The sequence below is a fragment of the Pseudoxanthomonas suwonensis genome, from assembly GCF_010093235.1.
In the GTDB taxonomy this organism is placed as follows: Bacteria; Pseudomonadota; Gammaproteobacteria; order Xanthomonadales; family Xanthomonadaceae; genus Pseudoxanthomonas; species Pseudoxanthomonas suwonensis.
This window is the reverse complement of sequence record NZ_PDWP01000004.1, coordinates 41,825-66,197: the sequence shown is the minus strand read 5'-3', so window position 1 is coordinate 66,197 and position 24,373 is coordinate 41,825. Positions and strand designations below refer to the sequence as shown.

General features: G+C 69.1%; 22 protein-coding genes. 10 read left to right on the top strand and 12 right to left on the bottom strand.

What is annotated here, in order from left to right:
• Nucleotides 1-4 precede the first annotated feature (4 nt).
• Nucleotides 5-712, bottom strand: coding sequence for a methyltransferase domain-containing protein (locus tag CSC68_RS02785; protein WP_162201973.1), 708 nt, complete (start codon nucleotides 710-712; stop codon nucleotides 5-7).
• Between the two features lie 195 nt (nucleotides 713-907).
• On the opposite strand from CSC68_RS02785, the gene CSC68_RS02780 reads away from it, so the two are divergent.
• Nucleotides 908-3,565, top strand: a complete 2,658-nt coding sequence (locus tag CSC68_RS02780; protein WP_162201972.1) for an LTA synthase family protein — start codon at nucleotides 908-910, stop codon at nucleotides 3,563-3,565.
• 157 nt (nucleotides 3,566-3,722) lie between these two features.
• Here the strand turns inward: CSC68_RS02780 and CSC68_RS02775 are convergent, their stop codons facing one another.
• Nucleotides 3,723-4,664, bottom strand: a complete 942-nt coding sequence (locus CSC68_RS02775) for an electron transfer flavoprotein subunit alpha/FixB family protein (RefSeq protein ID WP_162201971.1) — start codon at nucleotides 4,662-4,664, stop codon at nucleotides 3,723-3,725.
• 61 nt (nucleotides 4,665-4,725) lie between these two features.
• A complete protein-coding gene (locus tag CSC68_RS02770; protein WP_162201970.1) occupies nucleotides 4,726-5,472 on the bottom strand; it encodes an electron transfer flavoprotein subunit beta/FixA family protein in 747 nt (248 codons plus the stop codon).
• 193 nt (nucleotides 5,473-5,665) lie between these two features.
• On the opposite strand from CSC68_RS02770, the gene rfbB reads away from it, so the two are divergent.
• The 5 genes from rfbB to galE are packed head-to-tail and all read left to right on the top strand — an operon-like array spanning nucleotide 5,666 to nucleotide 10,123.
• Complete coding sequence (gene rfbB, locus CSC68_RS02765; RefSeq protein WP_162201969.1) at nucleotides 5,666-6,721, top strand: dTDP-glucose 4,6-dehydratase; 1,056 nt, start codon at nucleotides 5,666-5,668, stop codon at nucleotides 6,719-6,721.
• 59 nt (nucleotides 6,722-6,780) lie between these two features.
• On the top strand, nucleotides 6,781-7,665 hold the full coding sequence (gene rfbA / locus CSC68_RS02760) for a glucose-1-phosphate thymidylyltransferase RfbA (RefSeq protein WP_162201968.1): 885 nt from the start codon (nucleotides 6,781-6,783) through the stop codon (nucleotides 7,663-7,665).
• Complete coding sequence (rfbC, locus tag CSC68_RS02755) at nucleotides 7,662-8,219, top strand: dTDP-4-dehydrorhamnose 3,5-epimerase (RefSeq protein WP_162201967.1); 558 nt, start codon at nucleotides 7,662-7,664, stop codon at nucleotides 8,217-8,219. The genes rfbA and rfbC overlap by 4 nt, the downstream gene beginning before the upstream one ends.
• Nucleotides 8,216-9,124 (top strand): dTDP-4-dehydrorhamnose reductase, encoded by a 909-nt coding sequence (gene rfbD / locus CSC68_RS02750; protein WP_162201966.1) that lies wholly within the window; start codon nucleotides 8,216-8,218, stop codon nucleotides 9,122-9,124. Before rfbC ends, rfbD begins: the two co-directional genes overlap by 4 nt.
• Nucleotides 9,125-9,148: 24 nt before the next feature.
• Nucleotides 9,149-10,123 carry a UDP-glucose 4-epimerase GalE gene (galE, locus tag CSC68_RS02745; protein WP_162202047.1) on the top strand — a complete coding sequence of 325 codons (975 nt, stop codon included), beginning with the start codon at nucleotides 9,149-9,151 and terminating at the stop codon, nucleotides 10,121-10,123.
• A gap of 16 nt (nucleotides 10,124-10,139) precedes the next feature.
• Here the strand turns inward: galE and CSC68_RS02740 are convergent, their stop codons facing one another.
• The gene (locus tag CSC68_RS02740) at nucleotides 10,140-11,543 is read right to left on the bottom strand and encodes a mannose-1-phosphate guanylyltransferase/mannose-6-phosphate isomerase (RefSeq protein ID WP_162201965.1); all 1,404 of its coding nucleotides are present in this window, start codon (nucleotides 11,541-11,543) and stop codon (nucleotides 10,140-10,142) included.
• An 11-nt stretch (nucleotides 11,544-11,554) separates the two neighbouring features.
• The gene (locus CSC68_RS02735) at nucleotides 11,555-12,901 is read right to left on the bottom strand and encodes a phosphohexomutase domain-containing protein (RefSeq protein ID WP_162201964.1); all 1,347 of its coding nucleotides are present in this window, start codon (nucleotides 12,899-12,901) and stop codon (nucleotides 11,555-11,557) included.
• Nucleotides 12,902-13,030: 129 nt separating this feature from the next.
• Between CSC68_RS02735 and CSC68_RS02730 the strand changes: the two genes are divergently transcribed.
• Nucleotides 13,031-13,753 (top strand): CoA transferase subunit A, encoded by a 723-nt coding sequence (locus CSC68_RS02730; protein WP_162201963.1) that lies wholly within the window; start codon nucleotides 13,031-13,033, stop codon nucleotides 13,751-13,753.
• Nucleotides 13,753-14,382, top strand: a complete 630-nt coding sequence (locus CSC68_RS02725) for a CoA transferase subunit B (RefSeq protein ID WP_162201962.1) — start codon at nucleotides 13,753-13,755, stop codon at nucleotides 14,380-14,382. Before CSC68_RS02730 ends, CSC68_RS02725 begins: the two co-directional genes overlap by 1 nt.
• A 61-nt stretch (nucleotides 14,383-14,443) precedes the next feature.
• Here the strand turns inward: CSC68_RS02725 and CSC68_RS02720 are convergent, their stop codons facing one another.
• Entirely contained in the window at nucleotides 14,444-16,081 is a 1,638-nt protein-coding gene (locus CSC68_RS02720; RefSeq protein ID WP_162201961.1) for an electron transfer flavoprotein-ubiquinone oxidoreductase, read from the bottom strand.
• 104 nt (nucleotides 16,082-16,185) lie between these two features.
• Here CSC68_RS02720 and CSC68_RS02715 point away from each other — a divergent pair, with 104 nt between their 5' ends.
• Nucleotides 16,186-16,779 carry an alpha-ketoglutarate-dependent dioxygenase AlkB family protein gene (locus tag CSC68_RS02715; RefSeq protein WP_162201960.1) on the top strand — a complete coding sequence of 198 codons (594 nt, stop codon included), beginning with the start codon at nucleotides 16,186-16,188 and terminating at the stop codon, nucleotides 16,777-16,779.
• A gap of 9 nt (nucleotides 16,780-16,788) precedes the next feature.
• Here CSC68_RS02715 and CSC68_RS02710 read toward each other — a convergent pair whose 3' ends face one another.
• The 4 genes from CSC68_RS02710 to CSC68_RS02695 form a co-directional block, all read right to left on the bottom strand.
• Nucleotides 16,789-17,445 carry an ABC-type transport auxiliary lipoprotein family protein gene (locus CSC68_RS02710; RefSeq protein WP_425501195.1) on the bottom strand — a complete coding sequence of 219 codons (657 nt, stop codon included), beginning with the start codon at nucleotides 17,443-17,445 and terminating at the stop codon, nucleotides 16,789-16,791.
• A complete protein-coding gene (locus CSC68_RS02705) occupies nucleotides 17,445-18,371 on the bottom strand; it encodes an MlaD family protein (protein ID WP_162201958.1) in 927 nt (308 codons plus the stop codon). Before CSC68_RS02705 ends, CSC68_RS02710 begins: the two co-directional genes overlap by 1 nt.
• A 1-nt stretch (nucleotide 18,372) precedes the next feature.
• Entirely contained in the window at nucleotides 18,373-19,245 is an 873-nt protein-coding gene (locus CSC68_RS02700; RefSeq protein WP_246193427.1) for an ABC transporter ATP-binding protein, read from the bottom strand.
• Between the two features lie 103 nt (nucleotides 19,246-19,348).
• Nucleotides 19,349-20,467, bottom strand: coding sequence for an ABC transporter permease (locus CSC68_RS02695; protein WP_162201956.1), 1,119 nt, complete (start codon nucleotides 20,465-20,467; stop codon nucleotides 19,349-19,351).
• Nucleotides 20,468-20,532: 65 nt separating this feature from the next.
• Here CSC68_RS02695 and CSC68_RS02690 point away from each other — a divergent pair, with 65 nt between their 5' ends.
• Nucleotides 20,533-21,783, top strand: coding sequence for a threonine/serine exporter family protein (locus CSC68_RS02690; protein ID WP_162201955.1), 1,251 nt, complete (start codon nucleotides 20,533-20,535; stop codon nucleotides 21,781-21,783).
• A gap of 72 nt (nucleotides 21,784-21,855) precedes the next feature.
• Here CSC68_RS02690 and CSC68_RS02685 read toward each other — a convergent pair whose 3' ends face one another.
• Nucleotides 21,856-22,281, bottom strand: a complete 426-nt coding sequence (locus CSC68_RS02685; RefSeq protein WP_162201954.1) for an H-NS histone family protein — start codon at nucleotides 22,279-22,281, stop codon at nucleotides 21,856-21,858.
• Between the two features lie 156 nt (nucleotides 22,282-22,437).
• A complete protein-coding gene (locus tag CSC68_RS02680) occupies nucleotides 22,438-24,135 on the bottom strand; it encodes a proline--tRNA ligase (protein WP_162201953.1) in 1,698 nt (565 codons plus the stop codon).
• Nucleotides 24,136-24,373: the final 238 nt, after the last annotated feature.

Genomic DNA, 24,373 nt, shown 5'->3' with positions numbered 1-24,373 from the left:
GGCGTCAGGATCCTGAGGCGCGCAGAAGCAGGCTGTAAGACAAGTCGCTCCAGGACCAGCCGCCTTCCAGTACTTCAAAACCAGCGCTGGCACTGAGCCGCGAGAGCATGTCCGGCGACAGTAGCCACCACCAGGGGCCGAAGTTTGGTTGGCCGTTTGACCAGATCCAGGGTTCGTCCAGCGCCGTATTGATGGCAGCGACCCTGATGCCGCGATCGTCGAAGTGCTGGGCCACGACCCGCCGTACCTCGTCGCGCAGCGCCGGCACGTACAGGGCAGTGTCCGCGGCTAGTTCGAGGCGCCCGGCGCTGTTTTCCAACAATGGCGGCAGCACCATGCTGGTCAAAATAACGTACTCGCGGCTGAGCTGGCGCAGATTGCGCAGCATCCGCCAGGGATCGGGAACGTGGTAGATGATGCCGGAACAGTGCACCACGTCGAATACCGGGTGCGCCGAGTGTAGATCCAGGCGAGTGATGTCGAACGAACCAATGGAATCGTAGCCGCGGGCCCCGTGCGCAGCCGCATGGCGGTGGAACTGGTCCCAAAGCTCGTGCCCCTCAGGGGCGATGTCGCTCATCGTGGCCTGGCTGGCTCCGGCAGCCAGTGCGACGGTCACTTTCTCGTTGACGGTCCCCCACAGGCCTCCAACGTCGATGAAACTCCTGCCTGGGACCAGACGCTGGATCCACGCGTCCTTCGGGCAACTCATTCGCGCTCCCGTTCTGCTGCGCCTTCTGGCGGGGCGCATTGTTCCCGATCATTCGTGGAAGTATCGTTAAGCCAGCGTGAAATTGACTGAAGGCTGAATTGCTAGAATGACTTCCTCCTGTCGCCCGATGGTGGTGTCGTCCCGAAGAGGTGGCGACGTCGCAGAGGGGGCGGCGAGGCATGGGATTTGATTGACTTGAAAGACATCGCGAAGCTGGTCGCTGCCCTAGTGCTTGTGGTGGCGTTGGCGACGGGGCTGGATCCGTATCTGTCCTATCACACCCCGCTGCGCGTGCAACTGTTGAATGCTGCAGCGCCGATAGCGTTGCTGCTGCTCGCTTGGGCCATTAGTGGCCGCGCCTGGCTGGCGTTGGTGGCGCCGCTGATCATGCTGGTGCTGCTGAGGGTCGCCGATGGACTGAAGCTCAGGTACTTGGATTCGAACCTGATTTATGCCGATTTTCGCGTCATCGGCGGGCTGCTCCACGATCCGCGGCTCGTGCTGGGTTTCGTCAAGCTCGAGTATCTGGCGTGGCCACTGCTCCTGCTGGGAGTGTTGGCCGCCGCCTGGTGGCTCTTGCGCCGGCGTCCGCCGGCGCCGCGGGGGCTGCGTTGGGTATGTGGTGGACTGGCAGCTGCGCTGCTGGTCTTTGCCTTCACGATTCAACTCCCACCAGTCGTTCCTGCGATGGATTGGGAGGTCTTCCACCAGAACAACGGGGCACGAAAGGTCGGCGTTTCCGGCAACCTAGTAATGGGCTGGCTGTCTAGGGGGCGGGTGGAGCCGGTACGGGAGCCCGGCTTGGCCGAGGCGTTCTGGACGGATCCACTGGTACTAGAGGCCCAGGCAGCTCTCCAGGCTGCAAGTCACGAGCGACAGCCGGACATCATCATCATCCAGAGTGAGTCGTTATTCGACCCGGCGACGTTGTGCGAGGTGCCCGCCGATACGCTGCTGCCCGCCCTCGCGGAGCATGGCGTCGGAGGTGGCTTGGAGGTGCCGGTCTACGGTGGGCGCACCCTGCAGACCGAATTCGAGGTGCTGTCCGGTGCGCCGATCTCGGCCTATCCGCTCTCGCAGCACGCCTACTACGAGCTGCTGGATCACCCGGTGGAAGCGCTACCGCGAGCACTGGCACGGCTTGGCTACCGCACGGTGGCGATCCATCCCAATAAGCGGGGATTCTGGCGACGTGATGCGGCGATGGATCGGCTCGGTTTCTCGACCTTTCTTGACCTGGGCAGCTTCCGCTATCCGAACGACTTCTCCCGGCGAGGCTATGTCAGCGATGCGGCGTTGACACGCGCGGTGCTGTCGCTCCTGGATAGCTCCCCGTCCCCGGCCTTCATCACGGCCATTACGATGGATAACCACGGACCCTGGGGCGATGGGCCGGTGCCCAATCCGGAAGCCTTGCCTCTGCCAGAAGGTCTCGATGGCGAGGCCCGTACGCTCTTGGCCGATTATATGGCCCGTGCGATCGATGCCGATCGCGCCTATGCGTACCTGGTCAATGCGCTGGAGCGGCGTGGTCGGCCCGCGGTAGTGCTGGTGTACGGCGATCACCTGCCGGCGTTGCCCGAGGTATACGACCAGTTGTGTTTCCGCGACGGCCAACGCCCGCAGACGCAACGGCCGCCGTTCCGCTTCTGGGCCAACTTCGAGTTGCCTCCGGTGCCGCAAAGTACCCGTTCCTACCTGTTGCCTGGACTGTTGCTGCGTAACGCCGGAGTGCCGATAGATGAGGCGATGCGGGCCAGCGTGCTCGCGGCGATGGTCGACGCCCGCGAGGATCTGCCGCAGGAGGCGCGCGAGCGTGTGCTGCGCGCTTACGCCCAGGTGGCGGTAAGGCGTATGGAGCAACCGGTGCGCGACCCGGGGCTGGCGCGCACATTGGTGGTCAAGCCATCCGAGGCGGCGCGGATGCTGGGGCGCCACCTGCTGCCGGAGTCCAGCGTCGAGCGGCTGGAGAACGGTTTCGGTTTCGGTGCCAGGAGCGAGGCGGTGTTCCAAGTTGGTGCGCGAGTGGAACGGGCCGTGCTGCGCGTGCGTTTGGACGACGTGGTCGGTTGCCCGCGCGAGCAGGCGCCGCGACTGGAGGTGCTCGGCGACGGCAACCTGCTCTATTCGACATGGTTGTCGCCGAAGACCTTCCGTCTGGTCGAACTGGAGCTGGGCGGCGTGGAGCGGTTGCACATGCGGCTCCGTGGCCCGCGCGAGGACTGTGGCGGCGTGACCGTCAGGATCGCCCAGCTGCAGTGCCCCATGGCCGGCTGCAAGGACCCCCAGCAGGTCCCGGCCCATGCCCGCGCGCGGCCGCAGATGCGTGCGGTAGAAGTGGACCCGACCGAGGATGACATCCGGGCCCTTTCCATGTTGCGCGCAGAGTTCCGCCGCTCGCGCGACGAAAAAGTGGCGAACCTCGACTTCCTGCTGGCACGCGTGCTGGAGAAGGACCAGGCCTTCGGGACGTTCCGGCGTACCGGCGACGGCCAGCTGTTCATGCATCCGGCCGATGTGCGGCCGGCCAGGCTGGTGCTGGACGTGGCCGACCTCGATGCGCTGGAGATAACCCCACGGATCGAGCCGCTGAGCGAGGAATGCCTGGGTTTCAACGAGCCCGGGAAGGAGGGCGGTGTGGTCGGCCTGGAAATACTACTGGACGGGCGTCCCCTGCTATCACGGATGGTCATCGACCGTGACCATGCGTCCTCGCTGCCGTTGCAGGTGGGTGGGGGCACGCGGCTGGAGCTGCGGGTGGACAAGGGCAACGAAGTGCCGTGGTGCGACTGGTTCTCTGTCGGCGCGCAGAGCATATCGACCCTGGACGAGGCCCACGCCAGCGGCGGTTGAGTGCCGCCGCGGCAAGGGTGCGTGCCGTGGCGTGGAGGCGCACGGGCGCTGGAGCGCTACAGAGAGGCCAACGAGGCCACCCACGCCCTCGGCCTGCGCGTGGTTACGGGGAAGTTGCGCCGTGAGGTCGCGGGCGGTCGACCGCGACCGTCCGCGCTCAGCCCAACGCCGCTTCCAGCTCCGGCAGGATCGTGAACAGGTCGCCCACCAGGCCGATGTCGGCGATCTCGAAGATCGGGGCTTCCGGATCCTTGTTGATCGCCACGATCGTGCCGGCGTCCTTGATGCCGGTCAGGTGCTGGATAGCGCCGGAAATGCCAATGGCCAGGTACAGTTCCGGGGCGATGATCTTGCCGGTCTGGCCGACCTGCATCTCGTTCGGGCAGTAGCCGGCATCCACCGCGGCACGCGAGGCGCCCACGGCCGCGCCGAGCTTGTCGGCCAGCGAGTAGACGTGGCGGAAGTTCTCCTCCGAACCCACGCCACGGCCGCCGGAGACCACCCGGCGGGCGGACTGCAGGTCGGGGCGGTCGCTGGCGCCAGCGGCCAGGCCGACGTAGCGGGTGTGCGTCGGCAGCGCGGCGTCGACCTGCGCCGCCTCGACCGGGGCGCTGTTGCCGCCGGCGGCCTGCGGCCAGGAGGCGGTGCGCACGGTGGCGACCACGACCTGGCCGGCCGGGGCCTGCACGGTGACGATGGCGTTGCCGGCGTAGATCGGGCGCTTGAAGGTGTATTCGCCCTCCACCGCCATCAGGTCGGAGACCTGGTTGACGCCGAGCAGGGCGGCGACCACCGGCATCAGGTCCTTGCCGAAGGTGGTCGAGGGGCCGAAAACGTGGCTGTAACCGGCGGCCAGCTTCGCCACCTGCGGGCCCAGCACCTGGGCGATGGCCTGGGCATTGGCCGGGTTGGCGACGGCGAGCACGCGGCTGACGCCGGCGATCTGCGCGGCCTCGGCAGCGACCGCGGCCGGGTCGGCGGCCAGCACGACCACGTCGATGGCCTCCGGGTTCAGCGCCTGCGCGGCGCTGACGGTGCGCGCGGTGGCGGGGTTGAGCTTGCCGTCCAGGTGTTCGGCGACGACGAGGATCTTGGACATTGGAGCGTTCTCCGGAATCAGGGTGCCGCGCGGCGCCGGGCGCCCGGCGCGGCCAGAAGGATCAGAGCAGGCCCTTGGCCTTGAGGGTGGCGACCAGCTCGGCCGCGTCCTTGACCATCACGCCGCGGCTGCGCTTCGGCGGGGGGGCATAGGCGGTGGTCTCCAGGCCGGGGCCGGCGTCGACGCCGAGGTCGGCCAGCTGCAGGGTCTCCAGCGGCTTGCTCTTGGCCTTCATGATGTCCGGCAGCTTGATGAAGCGCGGCTCGTTGAGGCGCAGGTCGGTGGTCACCACTGCCGGAAGGTCCACTTCCAGGGTCTCCAGGCCGGCATCGACCTCGCGGGTCACCGTGGCCTTGCCGTTGGCCACTTCCAGCTTGCTGGCGAAGGTGGCCTGCGGTCGGCCCCACAGGGTGGCCAGCATCTGTCCGGTCTGGTTGGCGTCGTCGTCGATGGCCTGCTTGCCCAGGATCACCAGGTCCGGCTGCTCCTTCTCGACAAGCTTCAGCAGGGTGCGGGCGGCGGCCAGCGGCTGCACCGCCTGGTCGGTGACCACGTGGATGGCGCGGTTGGCGCCCATCGCCAGGCCGTTGCGCAGGTGCGCCTGGGCGTCGGCCGGGGCGATCGTGGCCACCACCACCTCGGTGGCGATGCCCTTGTCGCGCAGGCGGAGGGCCTCCTCGAGCGCGATCTCGTCGAACGGGTTGGGGGAGAGCTTCACGCCCTCGGTCACCACGCCGGAGCCATCCGGCTTGACCTGGATGCGGACGTTGTAATCCACGACGCGCTTGTAGGCGACCAGGATCTTCATCGTGTACGGAATCCTTGAGCTGGGACGGGGCGGCCCGGTGGTCCGGTCCGGGACGGGACTGCGATTCTACCGGGCCGGGTGCCACCATGCGATCAGGTATGGTGGAGGCTGTAACCTGAACAGCTGGGATTCAACGGCGAACGGTATCCTTGCCGCCGGCAATGTATCCGCACAGCGGACAGGAGATTCGGCCTTGGCCACGTGGCTCGTTACCGGCGGCGCCGGCTTCATCGGCGGCAATTTCGTACTCGAGGCGGTGGCGCGCGGTATCCGGGTCGTCAACCTCGATGCGCTGACCTACGCCGGCAACCTCGACACCCTGGCCTCGCTGCAGGGCAATCCGGACCACATCTTCGTGCACGGGGACATCGGGGACCGCGAGCTGGTGGCCCGCCTGCTGGCCGAGCACCGCCCCGATGCGGTGCTCAACTTCGCCGCCGAGAGCCACGTGGACCGCTCCATCGACGGCCCGGCCGCCTTCATCCAGACCAACGTGGTCGGCACCCTTGGCCTGCTGGAGGCCGTGCGCGACTACTGGAAGGGACTGGAGGGCGAGGCGAAGGCGGCGTTCCGCTTCCTGCACGTGTCCACCGACGAGGTCTACGGGACCCTGGGCGAGACCGGCAAGTTCACCGAGACTACCCCCTACGCGCCCAACTCCCCGTACTCGGCGTCGAAGGCCGCCTCGGACCACCTGGTCCGCGCCTTCCACCACACCTACGGGCTGCCGGTGCTGACCACCAACTGCTCCAACAACTACGGCCCGTACCACTTCCCGGAGAAGCTGATCCCGCTGGTGATCGCCAAGGCCCTGGCCGGCGAGCCGCTGCCGGTCTACGGCGACGGCAGGCAGGTGCGCGACTGGCTGTACGTGGCCGACCACTGCGAGGCGATCCGCACCGTGCTGGCCAGGGGCCGGGTGGGCGAGACCTACAACGTCGGCGGCAACTCGGAGAGGCAGAACATCGAGGTGGTGCGCACCATCTGCCGCCTGCTGGACCAGCGCCGTCCGCGTCCGGACGGCCAGCCGCGCGAGACCCAGATCACCCACGTGGCCGACCGCCCCGGGCACGACCGCCGTTACGCGATCGATGCCTCCAAGCTGAAGGACGAGCTGGGCTGGGAGCCGAAGTACACCTTCGAGCAGGGCATCGCCGCCACCGTGGACTGGTATCTGGCCAACCAGGAATGGGTGCAGCGGGTGCTGGACGGCAGCTACCGCCTCGAACGCATCGGCACCGCGGCTTGATCGCGAGTCCCTCGCAAGAGCCCGCACATCCCTGTGCGGACTTTCCAAGGAAAACCACGATGGCACGCAAAGGCATCATCCTGGCCGGCGGCTCCGGCACCCGGCTCTATCCGATCACCAAGGGCGTCAGCAAGCAGCTGCTGCCGGTGTACGACAAGCCGATGATCTACTACCCGCTCAGCGTGCTGATGCTGGCGGGCATCCGCGAGGTGCTGGTGATCAACACGCCGCACGAGCAGGCCCTGTTCCAGAACCTGCTGGGCGACGGCTCGCAGTGGGGCATGGACATCCGGTACGCGGTCCAGCCCAGTCCCGACGGCCTGGCCCAGGCCTACCTGATCGGCCGCGACTTCGTTGCCGGCCAGCCCAGCTGCCTGGTGCTGGGCGACAACATCTTCCACGGCCATGGCCTGACCGCCACCCTGGCCCGGGCCAATGCGCGTACCGAGGGCGCCACCGTATTCGGCTACTGGGTCAACGATCCGGAGCGCTACGGCGTGGCCGAGTTCGACGCCAGCGGCAAGGTGGTGGGCATCGAGGAGAAGCCGGCCAACCCGCGCTCCAACTACGCCGTCACCGGCCTGTACTTCTACGACGGCAAGGCCGCCGACTACGCCGCCGAGCTCAAGCCCTCGGCCCGCGGCGAGCTGGAGATCACCGACCTCAACAAGCGCTACCTGGACGAGGGCGCGCTGTACCTGGAGCAGCTGGGCCGCGGCTACGCCTGGCTGGACACCGGCACCCACCAGTCGCTGCACGATGCCTCCAACTTCATCCAGACCATCCAGGACCGCCAGGGCCTGCAGGTGTGCTGCCCGGAGGAGATCGCCTACGGCAACGGCTGGATCGACGCGGCGCAGCTGGAGAAGCTGGCGCAGCCGCTGGCCAAGAACGGCTACGGCCAGTACCTGCTGGCCCTGCTCAAGCGCGGGGTGGTGCGATGAAGGTGATCGAGACCGCCCTGCCGGGCTGCGTGGTGATCGAGCCGGCGGTGTTCGGCGACGCCCGCGGCGTGTTCTTCGAGACCTGGAACGCCGAGCGCTTCGCCCAGCACGGCCTGCCGACCCGGTTCGTGCAGAGCAACGTGTCCACCTCCACCCGCGGCGTGCTGCGCGGCCTGCATTACCAGTGGCCGCGGCCGCAGGGCAAGCTGGTGAGCGTGCTGGAAGGCGAGGTCTACGACGTGGCGGTGGACATCCGCCGCGGCTCGCCGACCTTCGGCCGCTGGGAAGCGGTGGTGCTCAGTGCGCAGAACCGGCGCCAGTTCTGGATCCCGGACGGCTTCGCCCACGGCTTCGCGGTGCTGTCCGAGCACGCGATCTTCAGCTACCTGTGCACCGACGTGTACGTGAAGGAGGCCGATGCCGGGGTGCGCTGGAACGATGGCGACATCGGCGTGGACTGGCCCATCGCCGAGCCGGTGCTGTCGGCCAAGGACAGCAGCGCGCCGTTCCTGGCCGGGATCGCCGAGGACCGCCTGCCGGTCTACACGCCATGAGCCGGCTGTTGCTGGTGGGCGGCAACGGCCAGCTGGGGCGCGAGCTGCGCCGCAGCCTGGCGCCGCTGGGCGAGGTCGTCGCCACCACCCGCGACGGTCGCCTGCACGATGGCGGCCAGGCCATCGCCGCCGACCTGGATAGCCCTGGGCGCCTGGCCGAAGTGGTGCGCGAGGTCGCGCCCGACGCGGTCATCAACGCTGCGGCCTATACCGCGGTGGACAGGGCCGAGTCCGAGGCCGAAGCCGCGTTCCGCATCAACGGCGAGGCGCCCGGCGTGTTGGCCCAGGCCTGCGCCACCGCCGGCATCCCGCTGGTGCATTACTCCACCGACTACGTGTTCGACGGGCAGGGCAGCCGCCCCTACCGCGAGGACGATCCGACCGCGCCGCTGGGCGTGTACGGGGCCAGCAAGCTGGCCGGCGAGCAGGCGATCCGCGCCGCCGGCGGCCGCTACCTGGTGTTCCGCACCGCGTGGGTGTACGCCGCACACAGCCACAACTTCCTGCGCACCATGCTGCACCTGGGCGCCGAGCGCGACGAGCTGCGGGTGGTGGTCGACCAGCTCGGCACGCCAACCCCGGCAGCGCTGATCGCCGAGGTCACCGCGGTGGCGCTGCGCCGGGCGCTGGACGATGCCGCCGTGGGCGGTACCTGGCACCTGGTTGCGGCCGGACACACCAGCTGGCATGGCTTCGCCGAGGCGATCTTCGCCGAGGCCGTGGCCGCCGGCCTGCTGCCGCGCGCCCCCAGGGTCCATCCGATCACCACCGCCGAGTTCCCCACCCCCGCAAGGCGTCCGGCATACTCCTGCCTGGACACGGCGGCACTGGAGCGCGACTTCGCGGTCGACCTGCCGCAATGGCGCCAAGCATTGCGGAGAGTGGTCGGGAGCCTGGCCGCATAGTCGTTTCTTTCCCGAGGCAAAATGATGCATCTACTGATTTGTGGTGGCGCCGGTTACATCGGCAGCCACATGGCGCAATGGCTGTCCGCGCAGGGACATCGGGTCACTGTTTTGGACAACTTGTCCACTGGCCATCGTGAGGCCGTGCGCTGGGGTGAGCTGGTCGAAGCGGATCTGCTGGACCCAAGTTCGCTCGACAGGGTCTTCCTGGGACGTCACTTCGATGCGGTAATGCATTTTTGCGCGTTCTCGCTGGTCGGCGAATCCGTGCGTGACCCCTATGCCTACTACCGCAACAATGTTGCGGGCACTCTCAACCTGTTGGAAGTGATGCGGCGCCATGACGTGCAGCGCCTGGTGTTCTCGTCGACGGCGGCGGTATTCGGCAATCCGGTAAGCGACCTGATCGACGAAGAACATCCCAAGGTGCCGATCAATCCCTACGGGGCATCCAAGTTGATGGTGGAGCGCATTCTTGTCGATGCGGCATCAGCCTACGGCCTGCGCTCGACCGCCCTGCGTTACTTCAACGCCGCGGGTGCCCTGCCGGAGCATGGCATCGGCGAGGCCCATGCCTGCGAGACACACCTCATCCCCAATGTGCTCAAGGCGGCGCTGGGCAAGGGGCCGGCGTTGAAAGTCTTCGGCGACGACTACCCGACGCCTGATGGAACTTGCGTGCGCGACTATGTGCATGTACAGGATCTGGCCCAGGCCCATGCACTGGCGCTGGGGTATATGGAATCCCACCCGGGCGCTCACGCGTTCAACCTCGGAAACGGGCAGGGTTTTTCGGTCCGTGAGGTGATCGCGGCGGCAGGCGAGGTCGCTGGCCGCTCGATTCCCTACACGGTGGAGCAGCGCCGTCCCGGCGATCCTGCGGTACTCGTTGCGTCAAGCGACCGGGCGAGGCGGGAGTTGGGGTGGACTCCCGCCTGGACCGATCTGCGCGACATCATCCGCAGCGCTTGGGACTGGCACTGCGCACAGCCTTTTTGAGCCGGCCTGCGGCCGCTCAGGTGCGGCCGTAGGTGTCCTCGAAGCGGACGATGTCGTCCTCGCCCAGGTAGCTGCCGGACTGGACCTCGATCAGCTCCAGAGGCAGCTTGCCGGGATTGCGCAGGCGGTGGGTCACCCCCAGCGGGATGTAGGTGCTCTGGTTCTCGGTCAGCAGGGTCACCTCGTCCCCGCGGGTGACCTCGGCCGTGCCGCTGACCACCACCCAGTGCTCGGCGCGGTGGTGGTGCATCTGCAGGCTGAGGCTGGCGCTCGGCTTTACCGTGATGCGCTTGACCTGGAAGCGCTGGCCGCTGTCGATCGAGTCGTAGGCGCCCCAGGGACGGTAGACCTTGCGGTGCCAGGTCGCTTCCGGCCGGTTGGCCTGGCGGATCCGGGCGACGACCTCCTTGACCTCCTGCATGCGGTCGCCGCGGCCGACCAGCAGGGCGTCGGCGGTGTCCACCACCACCACGTCGTCCAGCCCGACCAGGGCGATCAGGCGCTCGCCATAGGCGTACGTGTTGCGGCAGTCGATCGCGATCACGTCGCCGTGGTGGGCGTTGCCATCGGCGTCGCGTTCGGACACCTCGCGCAGCGCGGTCCACGAACCCACGTCGTTCCAGCCCGCATCCAGCGGCACCAGCGAAGCATCGCTGGTCTTCTCCATCACCGCATAGTCGATGGAATCCGAGGGCACCTCGGCGAAGGCGGCCGCGTCCAGGCGCACGAAGTCCGCGTCGCGGCGGGCACCTGACCAGGCCTTGCGCACCGCGGCCAGCATCGCGGGATTGAACCGCTCCAGCTCGGCCAGGTAGCGCGAGGCGCGGAACAGGAACATGCCGCTGTTCCAGAAATAGTCGCCGGAGGCGACGTAGCCTTCGGCCGTGGCCAGGTCGGGCTTCTCCACGAACTGTTCGACCGCACGCACGCCTTCGCCGGCAGCCGCGCGGATGTAGCCGTAGCCGGTCTCCGGCCCGGTGGGCACGATGCCGCAGGTGACCAGGCGGCCGGCCCCGGCAGCGGGCAGGGCCGCGGCGACCGCCTGGCGGAAGGCCGCCGCGTCGCGCACCACGTGGTCCGAAGGCAGCACCAGCAGCACCGGGTCGTCGCCGCTGGCGCCCGCTTCCAGCGCGGCCACGGCGATGGCCGGGGCGGTGTTGCGTCCGGCCGGCCCCAGCAGGACCGCCTGCGGGTCGGCGCCGACCTGGTGCAGCTGCTCGGCGGCGACGAACCGGTGCGACTCGTTGGCCACCACCAGCGGCCGGCGGGGAGCCAGGGGGGCCACCCGCTGCCAGGTCTCCTGGAGCATGGTCAGCTCCCCGTGCAGCGGCAGGAACTGCTTGGGATAGGACTCGCGGGACAGCGGCCACAGCCGCGTACCGGAGCCGCCGGACAACAGGACAGGGAGCAGATCGTTCATGGGTTCCAGGTTCAGGCGGAAAGCAGGCGCGAGATTTCCTCGGTGCGCGCGCGCAGGAGCGCTTCGTCGCCGCGCGCCTCCACGTTCAGGCGCAGCAGGGGCTCGGTGTTGGAACTGCGCAGGTTGAAGCGCCAGTCGCCGAAGTCGGCGCTGATGCCATCGGTGTGGTCCAGCGCCGGCGACTGCGCGGCGAAGTGGTCCATCACCCGCGCCACGGCGGCCTTGGCGTCGGCGACGCGGAAGTTGATCTCGCCGCTGCACGGGAACTTGCGCACGCGGGCCTCGACCAGGTCGCCCAGGCTGCGGCCGCTGGTGGAGACCAGGCTGGCGATCAGCAGCCAGGGGATCATGCCCGAGTCGGCATAGGCGAACTCGCGGAAATAGTGGTGCGCGCTCATCTCGCCGCCATACACGCAGTCCTCGGCGCGCATCTTCTCCTTGATGAAGGCGTGGCCGCTCTTGCACAGCACCGGTACGCCGCCGGCTTCCTGCACCTGCTCGACGGTGTTCCAGACCAGGCGCGGGTCGTGCACGACCTTGCCGCCGGGGTGCTTGGCCAGGATCGCCTGGGCCAGCAGGCCGACCAGGTAGTAGCCCTCGATGAAGCGGCCCTGCTCGTCGAAGAAGAAGCAGCGGTCGAAGTCGCCGTCCCAGGCGATGCCGAAGTCGGCGCCGTGCTCGCGCACCGCGTCGATGGTAGCCTGGCGGTTCTCCGGCAGCAGCGGGATGGGGATGCCGTTGGGGAAGCTGCCGTCCGGTTCGTGGTTGATGCGCACGAACTGCAGCGGCAGGTGCGGGGCCAGCAGGTCGATGATCGCGCCGGCGCCGCCGTTGCCGGCGTTGACCACCAGCTTCAGCGGCCTGAGTGCGGGCACGTCCACGTAGCCCAGCAGGTGCTGGATGTAGGCGGTCTTGTCGGTCAGCGCGCGCTCGCCGGCAGCCGGGGGCGCGGGCGGGGCGGTATCGGCCTCGGCGGCGTCGGCGATCGCGAACAGGCCGGTGTCGGACGAGATCGGCCGGGCGTTCTCGCGCACCAGCTTCATGCCGTTGTAGTCCATCGGATTGTGGCTGGCGGTGACCATCACGCCGCCGGCCGCGTCCAGGTGGTCGACCTGGAAGTACACCTCCTCGGTGCCGCACAGGCCGATGTCGATGACCTCGCGGCCCTTGCCGCGCAGCCCGTCCGACAGGGCGGCCTGCAGCGCGGGGCTGCTCAGGCGCACGTCGTGCCCGAGCACCACCGCCCCGGGGCGCAGCTGGTCGGCCAGGGCGGCGCCAATCCGGCGCGCCAGTTCCTCGTCCAGTTCGTCCGGCACGCGGCCACGGATGTCGTAAGCCTTGAAAGCGGGGAGCGTCATGGTCATTCCTTTGGGGGACGGGGGGTTCCAGATTCTAACCGTGCCGGCGTCGGCACCGGCGCGAAGGGCGGCCGAAAGGCCGCGCGGACCCACTAGAATGGCCCCATCCCGACATTGGCGAGGACACAGATGGGCAACCGGACATCCCGCAGCAAGGTCGTGGCCGACGCGCACGCCGCGCTGGCCGACCTGGTGGCCGACGGGCAGACGCTGGCAGTCGGCGGCTTCGGCCTGTGCGGCATTCCCGAGGCGCTGATCGCCGCCCTGCGCGACTCGGGCGTGAAGGACCTGACCGTGATCTCCAACAACGCGGGCGTGGACGGCTTCGGCCTGGGCCTGCTGCTGGAGACCCGCCAGATCCGCAAGATGATTTCGTCCTACGTGGGCGAGAACAAGGAATTCGAGCGCCAGTTCCTGTCCGGCGAGCTGGAGCTGGAGTTCAACCCGCAGGGCACCCTGGCCGAGCGGCTGCGTGCCGGCGGCGCAGGCATCCCGGCGTTCTACACCGCCACCGGCTACGGCACCGTGGTGGCCGAGGGCAAGGAGACCCGCGAGTTCAACGGCAAGCACTACGTGCTGGAGACCGCGCTGGTGGCCGACGTGGCCCTGGTCAAGGCGTGGAAGGCCGACGCGGCCGGCAACCTGGTGTTCCGCAAGACCGCGCGCAACTTCAATCCGGCCTGCGCCATGGCCGGCAAGGTCTGCGTGGCCGAGGTCGAGGAGATCGTCGAGGTCGGCGCGATCGACCCGGACCAGGTCCACCTGCCGGGCATCTACGTCGATCGCATCGTCCACAACCCCACGCCGGAGAAGCGGATCGAACAGCGCACCGTGCGCCAGGAGAACAAGTGATGGCCTGGACCCGTGACGAAATGGCCGCCCGCGCCGCCCGCGAGCTGACCGACGGCGCCTACGTGAACCTCGGCATCGGCCTGCCGACCCTGGTCGCCAACCACATCCCCGAGGGCGTGGACGTGTGGCTGCAGTCGGAGAACGGCCTGCTGGGCATTGGCCCGTTCCCGACCGAGGACGAGGTCGACCCCGACCTGATCAACGCCGGCAAGCAGACCGTGACCGCGCGCCCGGGCGCCAGCTACTTCGGAAGCCACGATTCCTTCGCCATGATCCGCGGCGGCCATATCGACCTGGCCATCCTCGGCGCCATGCAGGTCACCGACAAGGGCGACCTGGCCAACTGGATGGTGCCGGGCAAGATGGTCAAGGGCATGGGCGGGGCCATGGACCTGGTGGCCGGGGTGAAGCGCGTGGTGGTGCTGATGGAGCACACCGCGAAGAACGGCGAGCACAAGATCCTGCCCGAGTGCACCCTGCCGCTGACCGGCGTGGGCGTGGTCCACCGCATCATCACCGACCTGGGGGTGTTCGACGTCACTGCCGAAGGCCTGAAGCTGGTCGAGGCCGCACCGGGCGTGGGCATCGACGAATTGCGCGGCAAGACCGGCGTGCCGATCCTCGCCTGAGACGCACGCGGCGGATAACGAAGAAGGCCGGCGGATCCGCCGGCCTTCTTCGTTGTCGGGATTACAGGTTCTGGTAATTGGGACCGGAACCGCCCTCGGGCGTGACCCAGGTGATGATCTCGTACGGATCCTTGATGTCGCAGGTCTTGCAGTGCACGCAGTTGGCGGCGTTGATCTGCAGCCGCCTTCCGGCCTCGTCTTCCACCATCTCGTACACGCCGGCGGGGCAGAAGCGGGTGCAGGGATTGCCGTATTCGACCGTGCATCGCTCCACGCAGATCGAGGTGTCGGCCACCTTCAGGTGCACCGGCTGGTCCTCGTCGTGCTCGGTGGCCGCGTAGTAGACGCCCTGCAGGCGGTCGCGCGGGGGCAGGGTGCGCTCCACGTAGTCGCGCTTGGGCTGCTCGTGCTCGCCCAGCCTGTCCAGCGTGCACCAGTCCGCCGAGCCCTTGAGCGTCCACGGCGAGGCGCCGCCGGTGACGGTCTCCCAGGCCGCGTTGGCCATGCCCAGCCACAGGCCCTTCTTGAAGCCGGGCTTGATGTTGCGCACCTTCCTCAGCTCGGCCACCGCCTCGGAGGTGCGCAGCCTGGCGTCGAACCCGGCCGGGTCCAGGCCGCTGGCGGCCAGGTGCTCGGCTGCCAGCATGCCGCTGCGGATCGCCTGGTGGGTGCCCTTGACCTTGGGCACGTTGAGCAGGCCGGCGGTGTCGCCGATCAGCAGCGCGCCGGGCATTTCGACCTTCGGCAGGGCCTGGTAGCCGCCGGTGACGATGGCACGGGCGCCGGCCGACAGGATGCTGCCGCCTTCCAGCAGCGGCTTGACGTGCGGGTGGTTCTTCCACTGCTGGAAGGCCTCCCACGGCTTGTACTCCGGATCCCTGTAGTCCAGGCCGCTGACGTAGCCGATCGCCACCTGGTTGTTCTCCAGGTGGTAGAGGAAGCTGCCGCCGTAGGTGTTGTTGTCCGCCGGCCAGCCGAAGCTGTGCACGATCCTGCCAGGGCTGGTGCGGCCTTCCGGCAGCTGCCACAGCTCCTTGATGCCGATCGAGTAGCTCTGCGGGTCGCTGTCCGCGTCCAGGCCGAAACGCTTGACCAGGCGCTTGGTCAGGTGGCCGCGCGCACCCTCGGCCAGCACCGTGACCCTGGCGCGGATGTCGATGCCGGGGGTGTAGCCGGGCTTGTGCGACCCGTCCTTGGCCACGCCCATGTCTCCGATGCGCACGCCCAGCACGGTGCCGTCCTCGGCATGCAGGGTCTCGGCGGCGGCGAAGCCGGCGTAGATCTCCACGCCCAGGGCCTCGGCCTGAGGCGCCAGCCAGGCGCACATCGCGCCCAGGGAGACGATGAAGTTGCCGTGGTTGCGCATGCCCGGCGGCACGACGGGCAGTTTCGTGCCGCCATCCTTCGTCAGCAGCCAGAACTCGTCCTCGGTGGCGGGGACGCAGACCGGCGGCGGGTTGTCGCGCCAGCCTGGCAGCAGCGCGTCCAGCGGGCCCGGCTCGATCACCGCGCCGGAAAGGATGTGGGCGCCGACCGTGCTGGCCTTCTCGATCACGCACACCGACAGCTCCGGATTGAGCTGCTTGAGGCGGATGGCGAACGCCAGGCCGGACGGGCCGGCGCCGACGGTGACGACGTCGTACTCCATCACGTCGCGTTCCACCTCTGGCGTGGGCATGGGGGCGGTGCTTTCCGTCATCACGGCTCCGGCTGGCTGTTCTGGCTGGCCCGGCATTCTCGGGTTTCGCGGACGGCGGGGCAAATCTCGCGCGCGGCGGCGGCCGGCCTGCTAGCGTTGCGGCGATGGAATGGCAGCGCTTCGACCTCCCTGATGCCCGCCTCGAACTGGCCTGCGGCTGGCTGTCGGTGGCCCGGGCCGGTGACCTCATGCAGCACCTGCTGCAGGAGCTGCCCTGGGAGGTGCACCGGATCCGCATCTTCGGCCGCGAGGTCGACTCGCCACGCCTGAGCTGCTGGATCGGCGACCCGGATGCGGTCTACCGCTATTCCAGCAGCTCGTTCGTGCCCCGTCCCTGGACCAGCGGACTGGCGGCGCTGCGCGAACGCCTGCAGCAGGAACTGGGTGCACCTTTCAACAGCGTGCTGGCCAACCTCTATCGCGATGGCCGCGATGCGATGGGCTGGCACAGCGATGACGAACCGGAGCTGGGCCCGGAGCCGCTGATCGCCTCGCTGAGCCTGGGCGCGGTCCGCCGCTTCGTCCTGCGCCGGCGCGACGATCCGGCGCGGAAGCTGGCGCTGGAGCTCGGGCCGGGCAGCCTGCTGCTGATGGGGGGCAGCCCCCAGCGCTACTGGAAGCACGCCCTGCCGCGGACCGCGCGCCCGGTGGGCGCGCGCATCAACCTGACCTTCAGGCAGATCGCGGCGCGGCCGTGACGCCGGGACTCAGGGCGCGGCGCGCCGCTGCGCATCGGCCTGGCCTTCGGCCAGGGTCCAGCCGGCGATCTCGCGACTGAGCCCGGCCAGGGCCTGGTCGAAGGCGGCGGCGACGCTGGCGGTGCTGGCGGCCGAAGCGGGCTGCGCGCGGGCGAAGCTGCGGCTGGCGACCACGCGCTGGTCGATGTTGTGCATCAGCTTGGCGGCCACCTCGATGACCGCGACCGGGTGTTCGCCGCCACGGTAGTCGGCCTCGAAGTGGCGGATGTCCAGGGCCAGGCGGTAGTTGGCGCGCAGGCCGGTGGCCAGGCGGCCGACCGCATCGATCTTCCCGGAGTCCTCCAGTACCCGCAGCACCGAGGCCTCGAGCATGTCCGTCGGCGGCTGGGCCCAGGCCGCGCCCTTGTACACCTGCAGTTCGCCGGGCACCGGGCGCACGCCGATGCGTGGCGTATCCAGCAGGCGCGGCGCGGAGGGTCGGGCGATGGCCAGCTGCCAGTCCACCTTCGGCCATGACGGATCCGGCGTGGCCGTGGCCTCGGGTGCGTAGATGGTCACCGCGTCGCCGCGCTTGCCGCCGAACGCGCAGCCGGCCAGGGCCGCGCCGAGGACGAGGAGGCTGAGGAGGCGCGCGGCGGTGGCGGGCCTTGCGGCAGGGGCGGGCATCATTTGGGTTCGAACTCCTTGGCTCCGTCGCGGCCCAGCAGGAACCTTGCCGGGTTGTTCTCGAGGCGGTCGCTGATCTGGCGCAGGTCGCGGATCAGGCCGCGCAGTTCGGTCAGGGTCGGGCCGAGCTGGGCCAGGCCGTCGTTGGCGAAGCTGTTGATCGCCGCGCGGTTCTCGCCAAGGATCGCGTCGGCGTTCCCGGCGGCCGAATCCAGCCGCGCCAGGGTCGAATCCAGGCGGCTGATGATCGCCGGCAGTTCCTGCACGAGGTTCTGGTCGACCCGCTGCACGGTGGCGTTGGTGTTCTGCAGGGTCACGTCCAGGCTGCGCGCGGCGTCGCGCGCGGTGGCCAGCAGGTCCTGCATGCCCTCGTCCTTGGCCGCGAGGCTGGCGCTGATCTGCTCGATGTTCTCCAGGGTGCGGCCGATGTGGGCCACGTTCTGGTCGCTGAGCACCTGGTCCAGGCGCTCGACGATGCGGTTGGCGGTATCGGTGATGTTCTGCAGGGCCGAGGGGATGGTCTGGATCTGCGGCGTGTCGCGCGTGTCGACCGCGGTCAGCAGGGGGGCGCCCGGCGAGCCGCCGGACAGCTGGATGATCGCCGGTCCGGTGAGGCTGGTGATGGCCAGCTTGGCGCGCGTGTCGGTCTTGACCGGCACGTTGGCGTCGGCGCGGATGATCGCCACCACCCGGCGCGGGTCTTCCGGGTCCAGCGAAAGCTTGTCGATCGAGCCGATCGAGATGCCGTTGTACTGCACCACGCTGCCGACCGACAGGCCGGTCACGGCTTCGTCGAACACGATCATGTAGCGCTGCCAGCTGCGCTCGGACGAGTACTTGCCCGCCCACAGGCCGAACAGGAGCAGGGCCACCGACACCACGATGGTGAAGGCGCCGATGAGCACGTAGTTGGCGCGGGTTTCCATCTCAGTCCGCCTCCTGGCGCCGGGCGCCGTCGTTGTGCTGGCCACGCGCGGCGCGCGCGCGCGGGCCGTGGAAGTACTCCTGCACCCACGGATGGTCGAAGCGCTCGACCTCGTCCAGGGGGGCGTTGATCACGACCTTGCGGTCCGCCAGCACCGCCACCCGGTCGCAGATAGCGTACAGGGTGTCCAGGTCGTGGGTGATGAGGAACACGGTCAGCCCCAGCGCCTCCTGCAGGGTGCGCAGCAGGTGGTCGAAGGCGGCCGCGCCGATCGGGTCCAGGCCGGCGGTGGGCTCGTCCAGGAACAGCAGCGGCGGGTCCAGTGCCAGGGCGCGGGCCAGGCCGGCGCGCTTGCGCATGCCGCCGGACAGCTGCGCCGGCAGCTTGGCGGCGGCGTCGGCCGGCAGGCCGGCGAGCTTGACCTTCAGCAGCGCCAGCTCGCGCCGCCAGGCCTCGGGCAGTTCAGGGTGGTGCTCGCGCAGCGGTACCTCGACGTTCTCGCCCACGGTCAGCGAGGAGAACAGCGCGCCGTCCTGGAACAGCACGCCGGTGTTGCGCTGGATGAGCTGGCGCTGGCGCGGATCGTCCGAACGCGCGTCCGCGCCCAGCACCTCGATGCGCCCGTCGACGGGGCGCTGCAGCCCGAGGATGCTGCGCATCAGCACCGACTTGCCAGTACCCGAGCCGCCGACCACGCCCAGGATCTCGCCGCGCCGCACGTCCAGGTCGAGCCCGTCGTGGACGGTCTGGTTGCCAAAGCGGTTGACCAGCCCGCGGACCGTAATGGCGGCTTCGCCGCCCCCACCGTCCGCGGGCTCGGGATTACCGGACGTTCGTCCGTTGGAAGCGGTGATTCGTGATTCGTGATTCGTCAAAGCAAAAGCGTCCTCTCCGGAGTCCCGGCTGCCTGCTTCTGGCTTCTGCGAATTACCAATCACGAATCACCAATCACGTTCGTCGAATCACCAATCCCGGCTCTTACCAACCCATATTCATGAACCACAGTGCCGCCAGCGCATCGATGATGATCACCAGCGAAATGGCCTGGACCACGCTGGAGGTCGTGCGCTCGCCGACCGACTGCGCCGTGCCCTTCACGCGCATGCCTTCCAGGCAGCCGATCAGGCCGATCACCATGGCGAACACCGGGGCCTTGGACAGGCCGACCAGGAAATGCCGCAGCTGCAGGGTCTCGTGCATGCGCGCCAGGTACATCTGTGGCGGGATCTCCAGGTCGAACGCGCCCACGGTCACGCCGCCGGCCAGGCCGGCCATCATCGCCACGAAGGTCAGCAGCGGCAGCATCACCAGCAGGGCGAGCAGGCGCGGGATCACCAGCAGGTCGATCGGGTCCAGGCCCAGGGTGCGGATCGCGTCGATCTCCTCGCGTGCCTTCATCGCGCCGATCTGCGCGGTGAAGGCCGAGGCGGTACGGCCGGCCAGCACGATCGCCGTCAGCAACACCGCGAATTCGCGCAGGAAGGCGATCGACACCAGCTCGACCACGAAGATCTCGGCGCCGAAGTCGGCCAGGATGGTCGAGCCCAGGAACGCGATCACCGCGCCGACCAGGTAGGCGAGCAAGGCCACCAGGGGCACCGCATCCAGGCCCACCTGCTCCATGTGCGCCACCGTGGCGGTCATGCGGAAGCGGCGCGGCTGCCGCAGCAGGCGCAGCAGCTTGACCCGGGTCTCGCCGGTGAAGCCCAGCAGCTCGACGATGTCCCGGCCCACCGCGTGGGTGGCGCGGCCCAGCCGCTCCAGGGCCGCGGCGAAGCCATAGTCGCGCCGCCGCGCGGGGCGGTCGTCGGCCACGTCGTCGATCCCCTGGACCAGGGCGGGGTGGCGGTCGCTGAAGCGCAGCGCGTCCACCGCCAGCGACCGCTGGCGCGCGAAGCGGGCAAGCAGCATCACCCCGGCCGAATCGATCCGCCGGACCCCCGATGCGTCCACCGCGGCCACGCCCTCCGGGATCTCGCGCAGGCGCGCGGCGATCTCCATGGCGTGGTCGAGGATCCAGTCGCCCTCCAGGCGGACCTCCTGTGCGGAGCCGGGGGCCGGGGTCCAGCCGGGGGGATTCGGGGAGGTCGGGTCCATAGTCCGGCCGCAGCATACAGGCAAGCAGGTGTTTGCTGCGCCGGGCGCCGCGCGATACTAGGACGATGTCGAACATCCCTTCCCGGCCCCAGGCCAGCTATCCCCAGCGCATCGCCTTCGTCGCGGAGATGGCCGAGCGCCTGCACCGCTACGGCACCACCGCGCAGCGCCTGGAGGCCGCGATCACCGCGCTGTCGCAGCGGCTGGACCTGGAGTGCGAGGCCTGGTCCAACCCGACCGGCCTGATCCTCAGCTTCAGCGACCCCGGCAAGCCGCTGGGCAGCACCGACACCACCCGGGTGATCCGCCTTCCCCCCGGCGAGAACGACCTGCACAAGCTGTGCGAGGCCGACCGCGTGGCCGAAGCGGTGGCCAGCGGGCGGCTGACCATCGCCCAGGGCCATACCGCCCTGCGCGTGCTCGACTGGCCTCCGACGCGGCTGGCCAGCCTGGTGCAGGTGGCCGGCTTCGGCCTGGCCGCCGCGGGCGTGGCCGGACTGTGGCGACTGCCGTGGCTGGACATCCTCGTGGCGGCGTTCACCGGCGTGCTGATCGGCCTGCTCGACCAGTACAGCGGCCGGCGGCCGGCGATGAAGGAGGCCGGCGAGGCGCTGTCGGCCCTGGCGGCCGGCGCGGTGGTCAGCCTGGTCGCCGCCCTGGTGGCGCCGCTGAACCTCAATACCGTCGTCATCGCCTCGCTCGTGGCGCTGCTGCCTGGTATGGCGATCACCAATGCCATGAACGAGCTTTCCAGCCAGCACTGGGTCTCCGGCACGGTGCGCTTCGCCGGCGCCCTGACCACCGTGCTGAAGCTGACGGTGGGCGCGGTGGTCGCGGTGACCCTGCTGGACGTGCTGGGCCTGGAGCCGCAGGTGCGCGCGCTGCGGCCGCAGCCGGAGGCGGTGGAATGGCTGTCGATGGTGGTGGCGTCGTTCGCCTTCGCGGTGCTGTTCAAGGCCAGCGCGCGCGACTACCCATGGGTGATGGGCGCGGCGATCACCGGCTACCTGATCGCGCGCTATGCCGGCCATACCTGGGGCAGCCCCGTGGGGATCTTCCTGTCGGCCCTGGTGCTGACCGCTGCCGGCAACGGCTTCGGCCGCTGGGCGCAGCGGCCCGGTGCGCTGATCCGCCTGCCCGGCATCATCATGCTGGTGCCCGGCAGCGCCAGCCTGCGCGGCCTGCTGACCATGGTCCAGGAGCAGGACGTGGACGCCGGCCAGAGCGCCCTGCTGCTGGTGCTCAATATCGTCGTGGCCCTGGTGGCGGGCCTGCTGTTCGGCAACCTGCTGCTGCCGGCGCGCAAGAGCCTGTGAGTCCCGGGGGGGTTCCCGGACGCGGCATGAATGAAAACGCCGGCCCGGGGCCGGCGTTTTCATTTGCTGCGGTTACTTGCCGCGGGCCTTCTTCACCACCCGCTTGCGCGCGCCCTTGGCGGGCTTGGCCGGGGTGGGGGCGGCGACGCCCGGGATCAGGAACTCGGCCAGGTCGCGGCCCTTGGCGGTATAGGCCGCCAGCCAGCGCGGCTGCTTGCCGCGGCCGGTCCAGGTTTCCTTCGGGTTCTCGGGGTTGCGGTACTTCGGCGGCACCTTGCCCAGCTTGCGGGCGCGGGCGGGCGCGGCGGCGCCGCGGGTGCCACCGGACGCGCCGAAGAGCTCCTCGATGGTGTAGCCCTCGGCGCGGGCCAGTTTGACCAGCTTGGCGCGGACCTTGGCCAGCGGGGCGCGCTTGGACAGCTGGGCCTGGCGCTTCTTGGCCGTGGCGATGAGGGAACCCAGTTCCCGCGGGGACAGCGTGCTCAGATCGATCGACATCAGGTTCTCCGGACAATCGAGGGAAAAACGCCCGTCCGTGGCAATGCGGCTGCAGGATAATCCATGGATATATCCCGGGCAATGAATAGGGCGTAAAAAAGGCCCGATTATCCTTTGGATAATCGGGCCCCGTTTTCCGGCGTCAGAAAACCGTCGTCAGGCGCGCAGGCGCTCCAGCAGCTGCGCGCGGTCCAGGGCTTCGGCCTCGCCGCCGCTGCGCGCGCGGTATTCGAACGTTCCCGATTCCAGTCCGCGTGAAGAAACCACCACGCGGTGGGGGATGCCGATCAGTTCCATGTCGGCGAACATCGGGCCCGGGCGCAGGCCGCGGTCGTCGAGCACCGCGTCGATACCGGCGTCACGCAATTCTGCGAGCAGCGCCTCGGCCGCCTGGTCAACCTGCGTATCTTTCTTCGGGTTGATGACGCAGATGGCCACGGTCCACGGCGCCATCGGCACCGGCCAGACGATGCCGGCCTCGTCGTGGTTCTGCTCGATCGCCGCGGCGACGATGCGCGACACGCCGATGCCGTAGCAGCCCATCGCCGGCACCGCGGCCTTGCCGTTCTCGTCCAGCACGGTGAAACCCATGGCCTGCGAATACTTGCGGCCCAGCTGGAAAACATGGCCGACCTCGATGCCGCGCGCCAAGCGGATCTCGCCGCCATCGGCGGCGCGGTCGCCGGCCACCACGTTGCGGATATCGGCCACTACGTCCGCCTCCGGCAGGTCGCGCCCCCAGTTCACGCCCGCCAGGTGGAAACCGGCCTCGTTGGCGCCGACGACAAAATCGGCCATGGCGGCGACCTCGCGGTCGGCGACCACGCGGATGGCCTTTTTCGGGCCCACCGGGCCGAGGAAACCGGGCTCGCTGCCGAGATGCTCGAGGATTTCGCTCTCGTTGGCCGGGCGATATTCACCCAGTCCGTCAACCTTGGCGAGCTTGATTTCGTTTACGGAATGGTCGCCGCGCACCAGGGCCAGGACAAAATCGCCGCCTTCCCCGACCACCGCCACGGATTTGACGGTGCGCTGCAGCGGGATTCCCAGCAGGGCAGCAACGTCCTCGCAGGTTTTCTGCACCGGGGTTTCCACCTTGCGCAGGGTTTCGGTCGCGGCCGGGCGCGGGCCCGGGGCGGCGGCCTGTGCGGTTTCCACGTTGGCCGCGTAGTCGGATGCGGTGGAGAAGGCCAGCGCATCCTCGCCCGAATCGGCCAGCACGTGGAATTCCTGGGAGGCGTCGCCGCCGATGGCGCCGGAATCGGCCTGCACCGCGCGGAACTCCAGGCCGAGGCGGCTGAAGATGCGGATGTAGGCGGCCTTCATGTTCTCGTATTCGCGCGCCAGGTCCTCGTCGGAAACATGGAACGAATACGCGTCCTTCATCAGGAATTCGCGCGCGCGCATCACGCCGAAACGCGGGCGGATCTCGTCGCGGAACTTGGTATGGATCTGGTAGAAATTCACCGGCAGCTGCTTGTAGCTGCTCAGTTCCTGCCGGGCGAAATCGGTGATCGCCTCCTCGGCGGTCGGACTGAAGCAGTATTCGGCTTCCTTGCGGTCCTTGATCTTCAGCAGCTGGCCGCCGAACTTCTCCCAGCGGCCGGTTTCCTCCCACAGCTCGCGCGGCTGGATGGTCGGCAGCTGCAGCTCGACCGCGCCGGCCCGGTCCATTTCCTCGCGTACCACCGCCTCGACCTTGCGCAGCACGCGCAGGCCCAGCGGGGTCCAGGTGTACAGGCCGGCGGCAAGCTTGCGGATCATGCCGGCGCGCAGCATCAGCTTGTGGCTGACCAGTTCGGCGTCGGCCGGGGTTTCCTTGGTGGTATGCAGGTGGAAGCGGGAGAGGCGCATCGGAATGCCGGGAAAGGTGCGGAAACCCGACATTCTGCCAGCACCGGGGCCCAGGCGGGTCGCGGGCCGGCCTGCCGCTGCGCTCCCGGCGCCTGCCAGAGGGGGATGTGGCGGGGGCCAGCGCTGGCCCGGCGCGCGGCGCCGGCTTCCCGGGGGCGTCTCGCCCTTCCGGAGCTGGTCATCTGGAGGCTTGTCCGCCGCGTGGAGGAAAGGGCTGACCGCCCCGGGCCGGGCCGGA

Excerpts from the sequence above, each read along its gene's own strand:
- CSC68_RS02785 (WP_162201973.1), bottom strand. The coding sequence starts at position 712 with ATGAGTTGCCCGAAGGACGCGTGGATCCAGCGTCTGGTCCCAGGCAGG.
- CSC68_RS02775 (WP_162201971.1), bottom strand. The coding sequence starts at position 4,664 with ATGTCCAAGATCCTCGTCGTCGCCGAACACCTGGACGGCAAGCTCAAC.
- CSC68_RS02770 (WP_162201970.1), bottom strand. The coding sequence starts at position 5,472 with ATGAAGATCCTGGTCGCCTACAAGCGCGTCGTGGATTACAACGTCCGC.
- rfbA (WP_162201968.1), top strand. The coding sequence starts at position 6,781 with ATGGCACGCAAAGGCATCATCCTGGCCGGCGGCTCCGGCACCCGGCTC.
- rfbC (WP_162201967.1), top strand. The coding sequence starts at position 7,662 with ATGAAGGTGATCGAGACCGCCCTGCCGGGCTGCGTGGTGATCGAGCCG.
- rfbD (WP_162201966.1), top strand. The coding sequence starts at position 8,216 with ATGAGCCGGCTGTTGCTGGTGGGCGGCAACGGCCAGCTGGGGCGCGAG.
- galE (WP_162202047.1), top strand. The coding sequence starts at position 9,149 with ATGCATCTACTGATTTGTGGTGGCGCCGGTTACATCGGCAGCCACATG.
- CSC68_RS02740 (WP_162201965.1), bottom strand. The coding sequence starts at position 11,543 with ATGAACGATCTGCTCCCTGTCCTGTTGTCCGGCGGCTCCGGTACGCGG.
- CSC68_RS02735 (WP_162201964.1), bottom strand. The coding sequence starts at position 12,901 with ATGACGCTCCCCGCTTTCAAGGCTTACGACATCCGTGGCCGCGTGCCG.
- CSC68_RS02730 (WP_162201963.1), top strand. The coding sequence starts at position 13,031 with ATGGGCAACCGGACATCCCGCAGCAAGGTCGTGGCCGACGCGCACGCC.
- CSC68_RS02725 (WP_162201962.1), top strand. The coding sequence starts at position 13,753 with ATGGCCTGGACCCGTGACGAAATGGCCGCCCGCGCCGCCCGCGAGCTG.
- CSC68_RS02720 (WP_162201961.1), bottom strand. The coding sequence starts at position 16,081 with ATGACGGAAAGCACCGCCCCCATGCCCACGCCAGAGGTGGAACGCGAC.
- CSC68_RS02715 (WP_162201960.1), top strand. The coding sequence starts at position 16,186 with ATGGAATGGCAGCGCTTCGACCTCCCTGATGCCCGCCTCGAACTGGCC.
- CSC68_RS02710 (WP_425501195.1), bottom strand. The coding sequence starts at position 17,445 with ATGCCCGCCCCTGCCGCAAGGCCCGCCACCGCCGCGCGCCTCCTCAGC.
- CSC68_RS02705 (WP_162201958.1), bottom strand. The coding sequence starts at position 18,371 with ATGGAAACCCGCGCCAACTACGTGCTCATCGGCGCCTTCACCATCGTG.
- CSC68_RS02695 (WP_162201956.1), bottom strand. The coding sequence starts at position 20,467 with ATGGACCCGACCTCCCCGAATCCCCCCGGCTGGACCCCGGCCCCCGGC.
- CSC68_RS02690 (WP_162201955.1), top strand. The coding sequence starts at position 20,533 with ATGTCGAACATCCCTTCCCGGCCCCAGGCCAGCTATCCCCAGCGCATC.
- CSC68_RS02685 (WP_162201954.1), bottom strand. The coding sequence starts at position 22,281 with ATGTCGATCGATCTGAGCACGCTGTCCCCGCGGGAACTGGGTTCCCTC.
- CSC68_RS02680 (WP_162201953.1), bottom strand. The coding sequence starts at position 24,135 with ATGCGCCTCTCCCGCTTCCACCTGCATACCACCAAGGAAACCCCGGCC.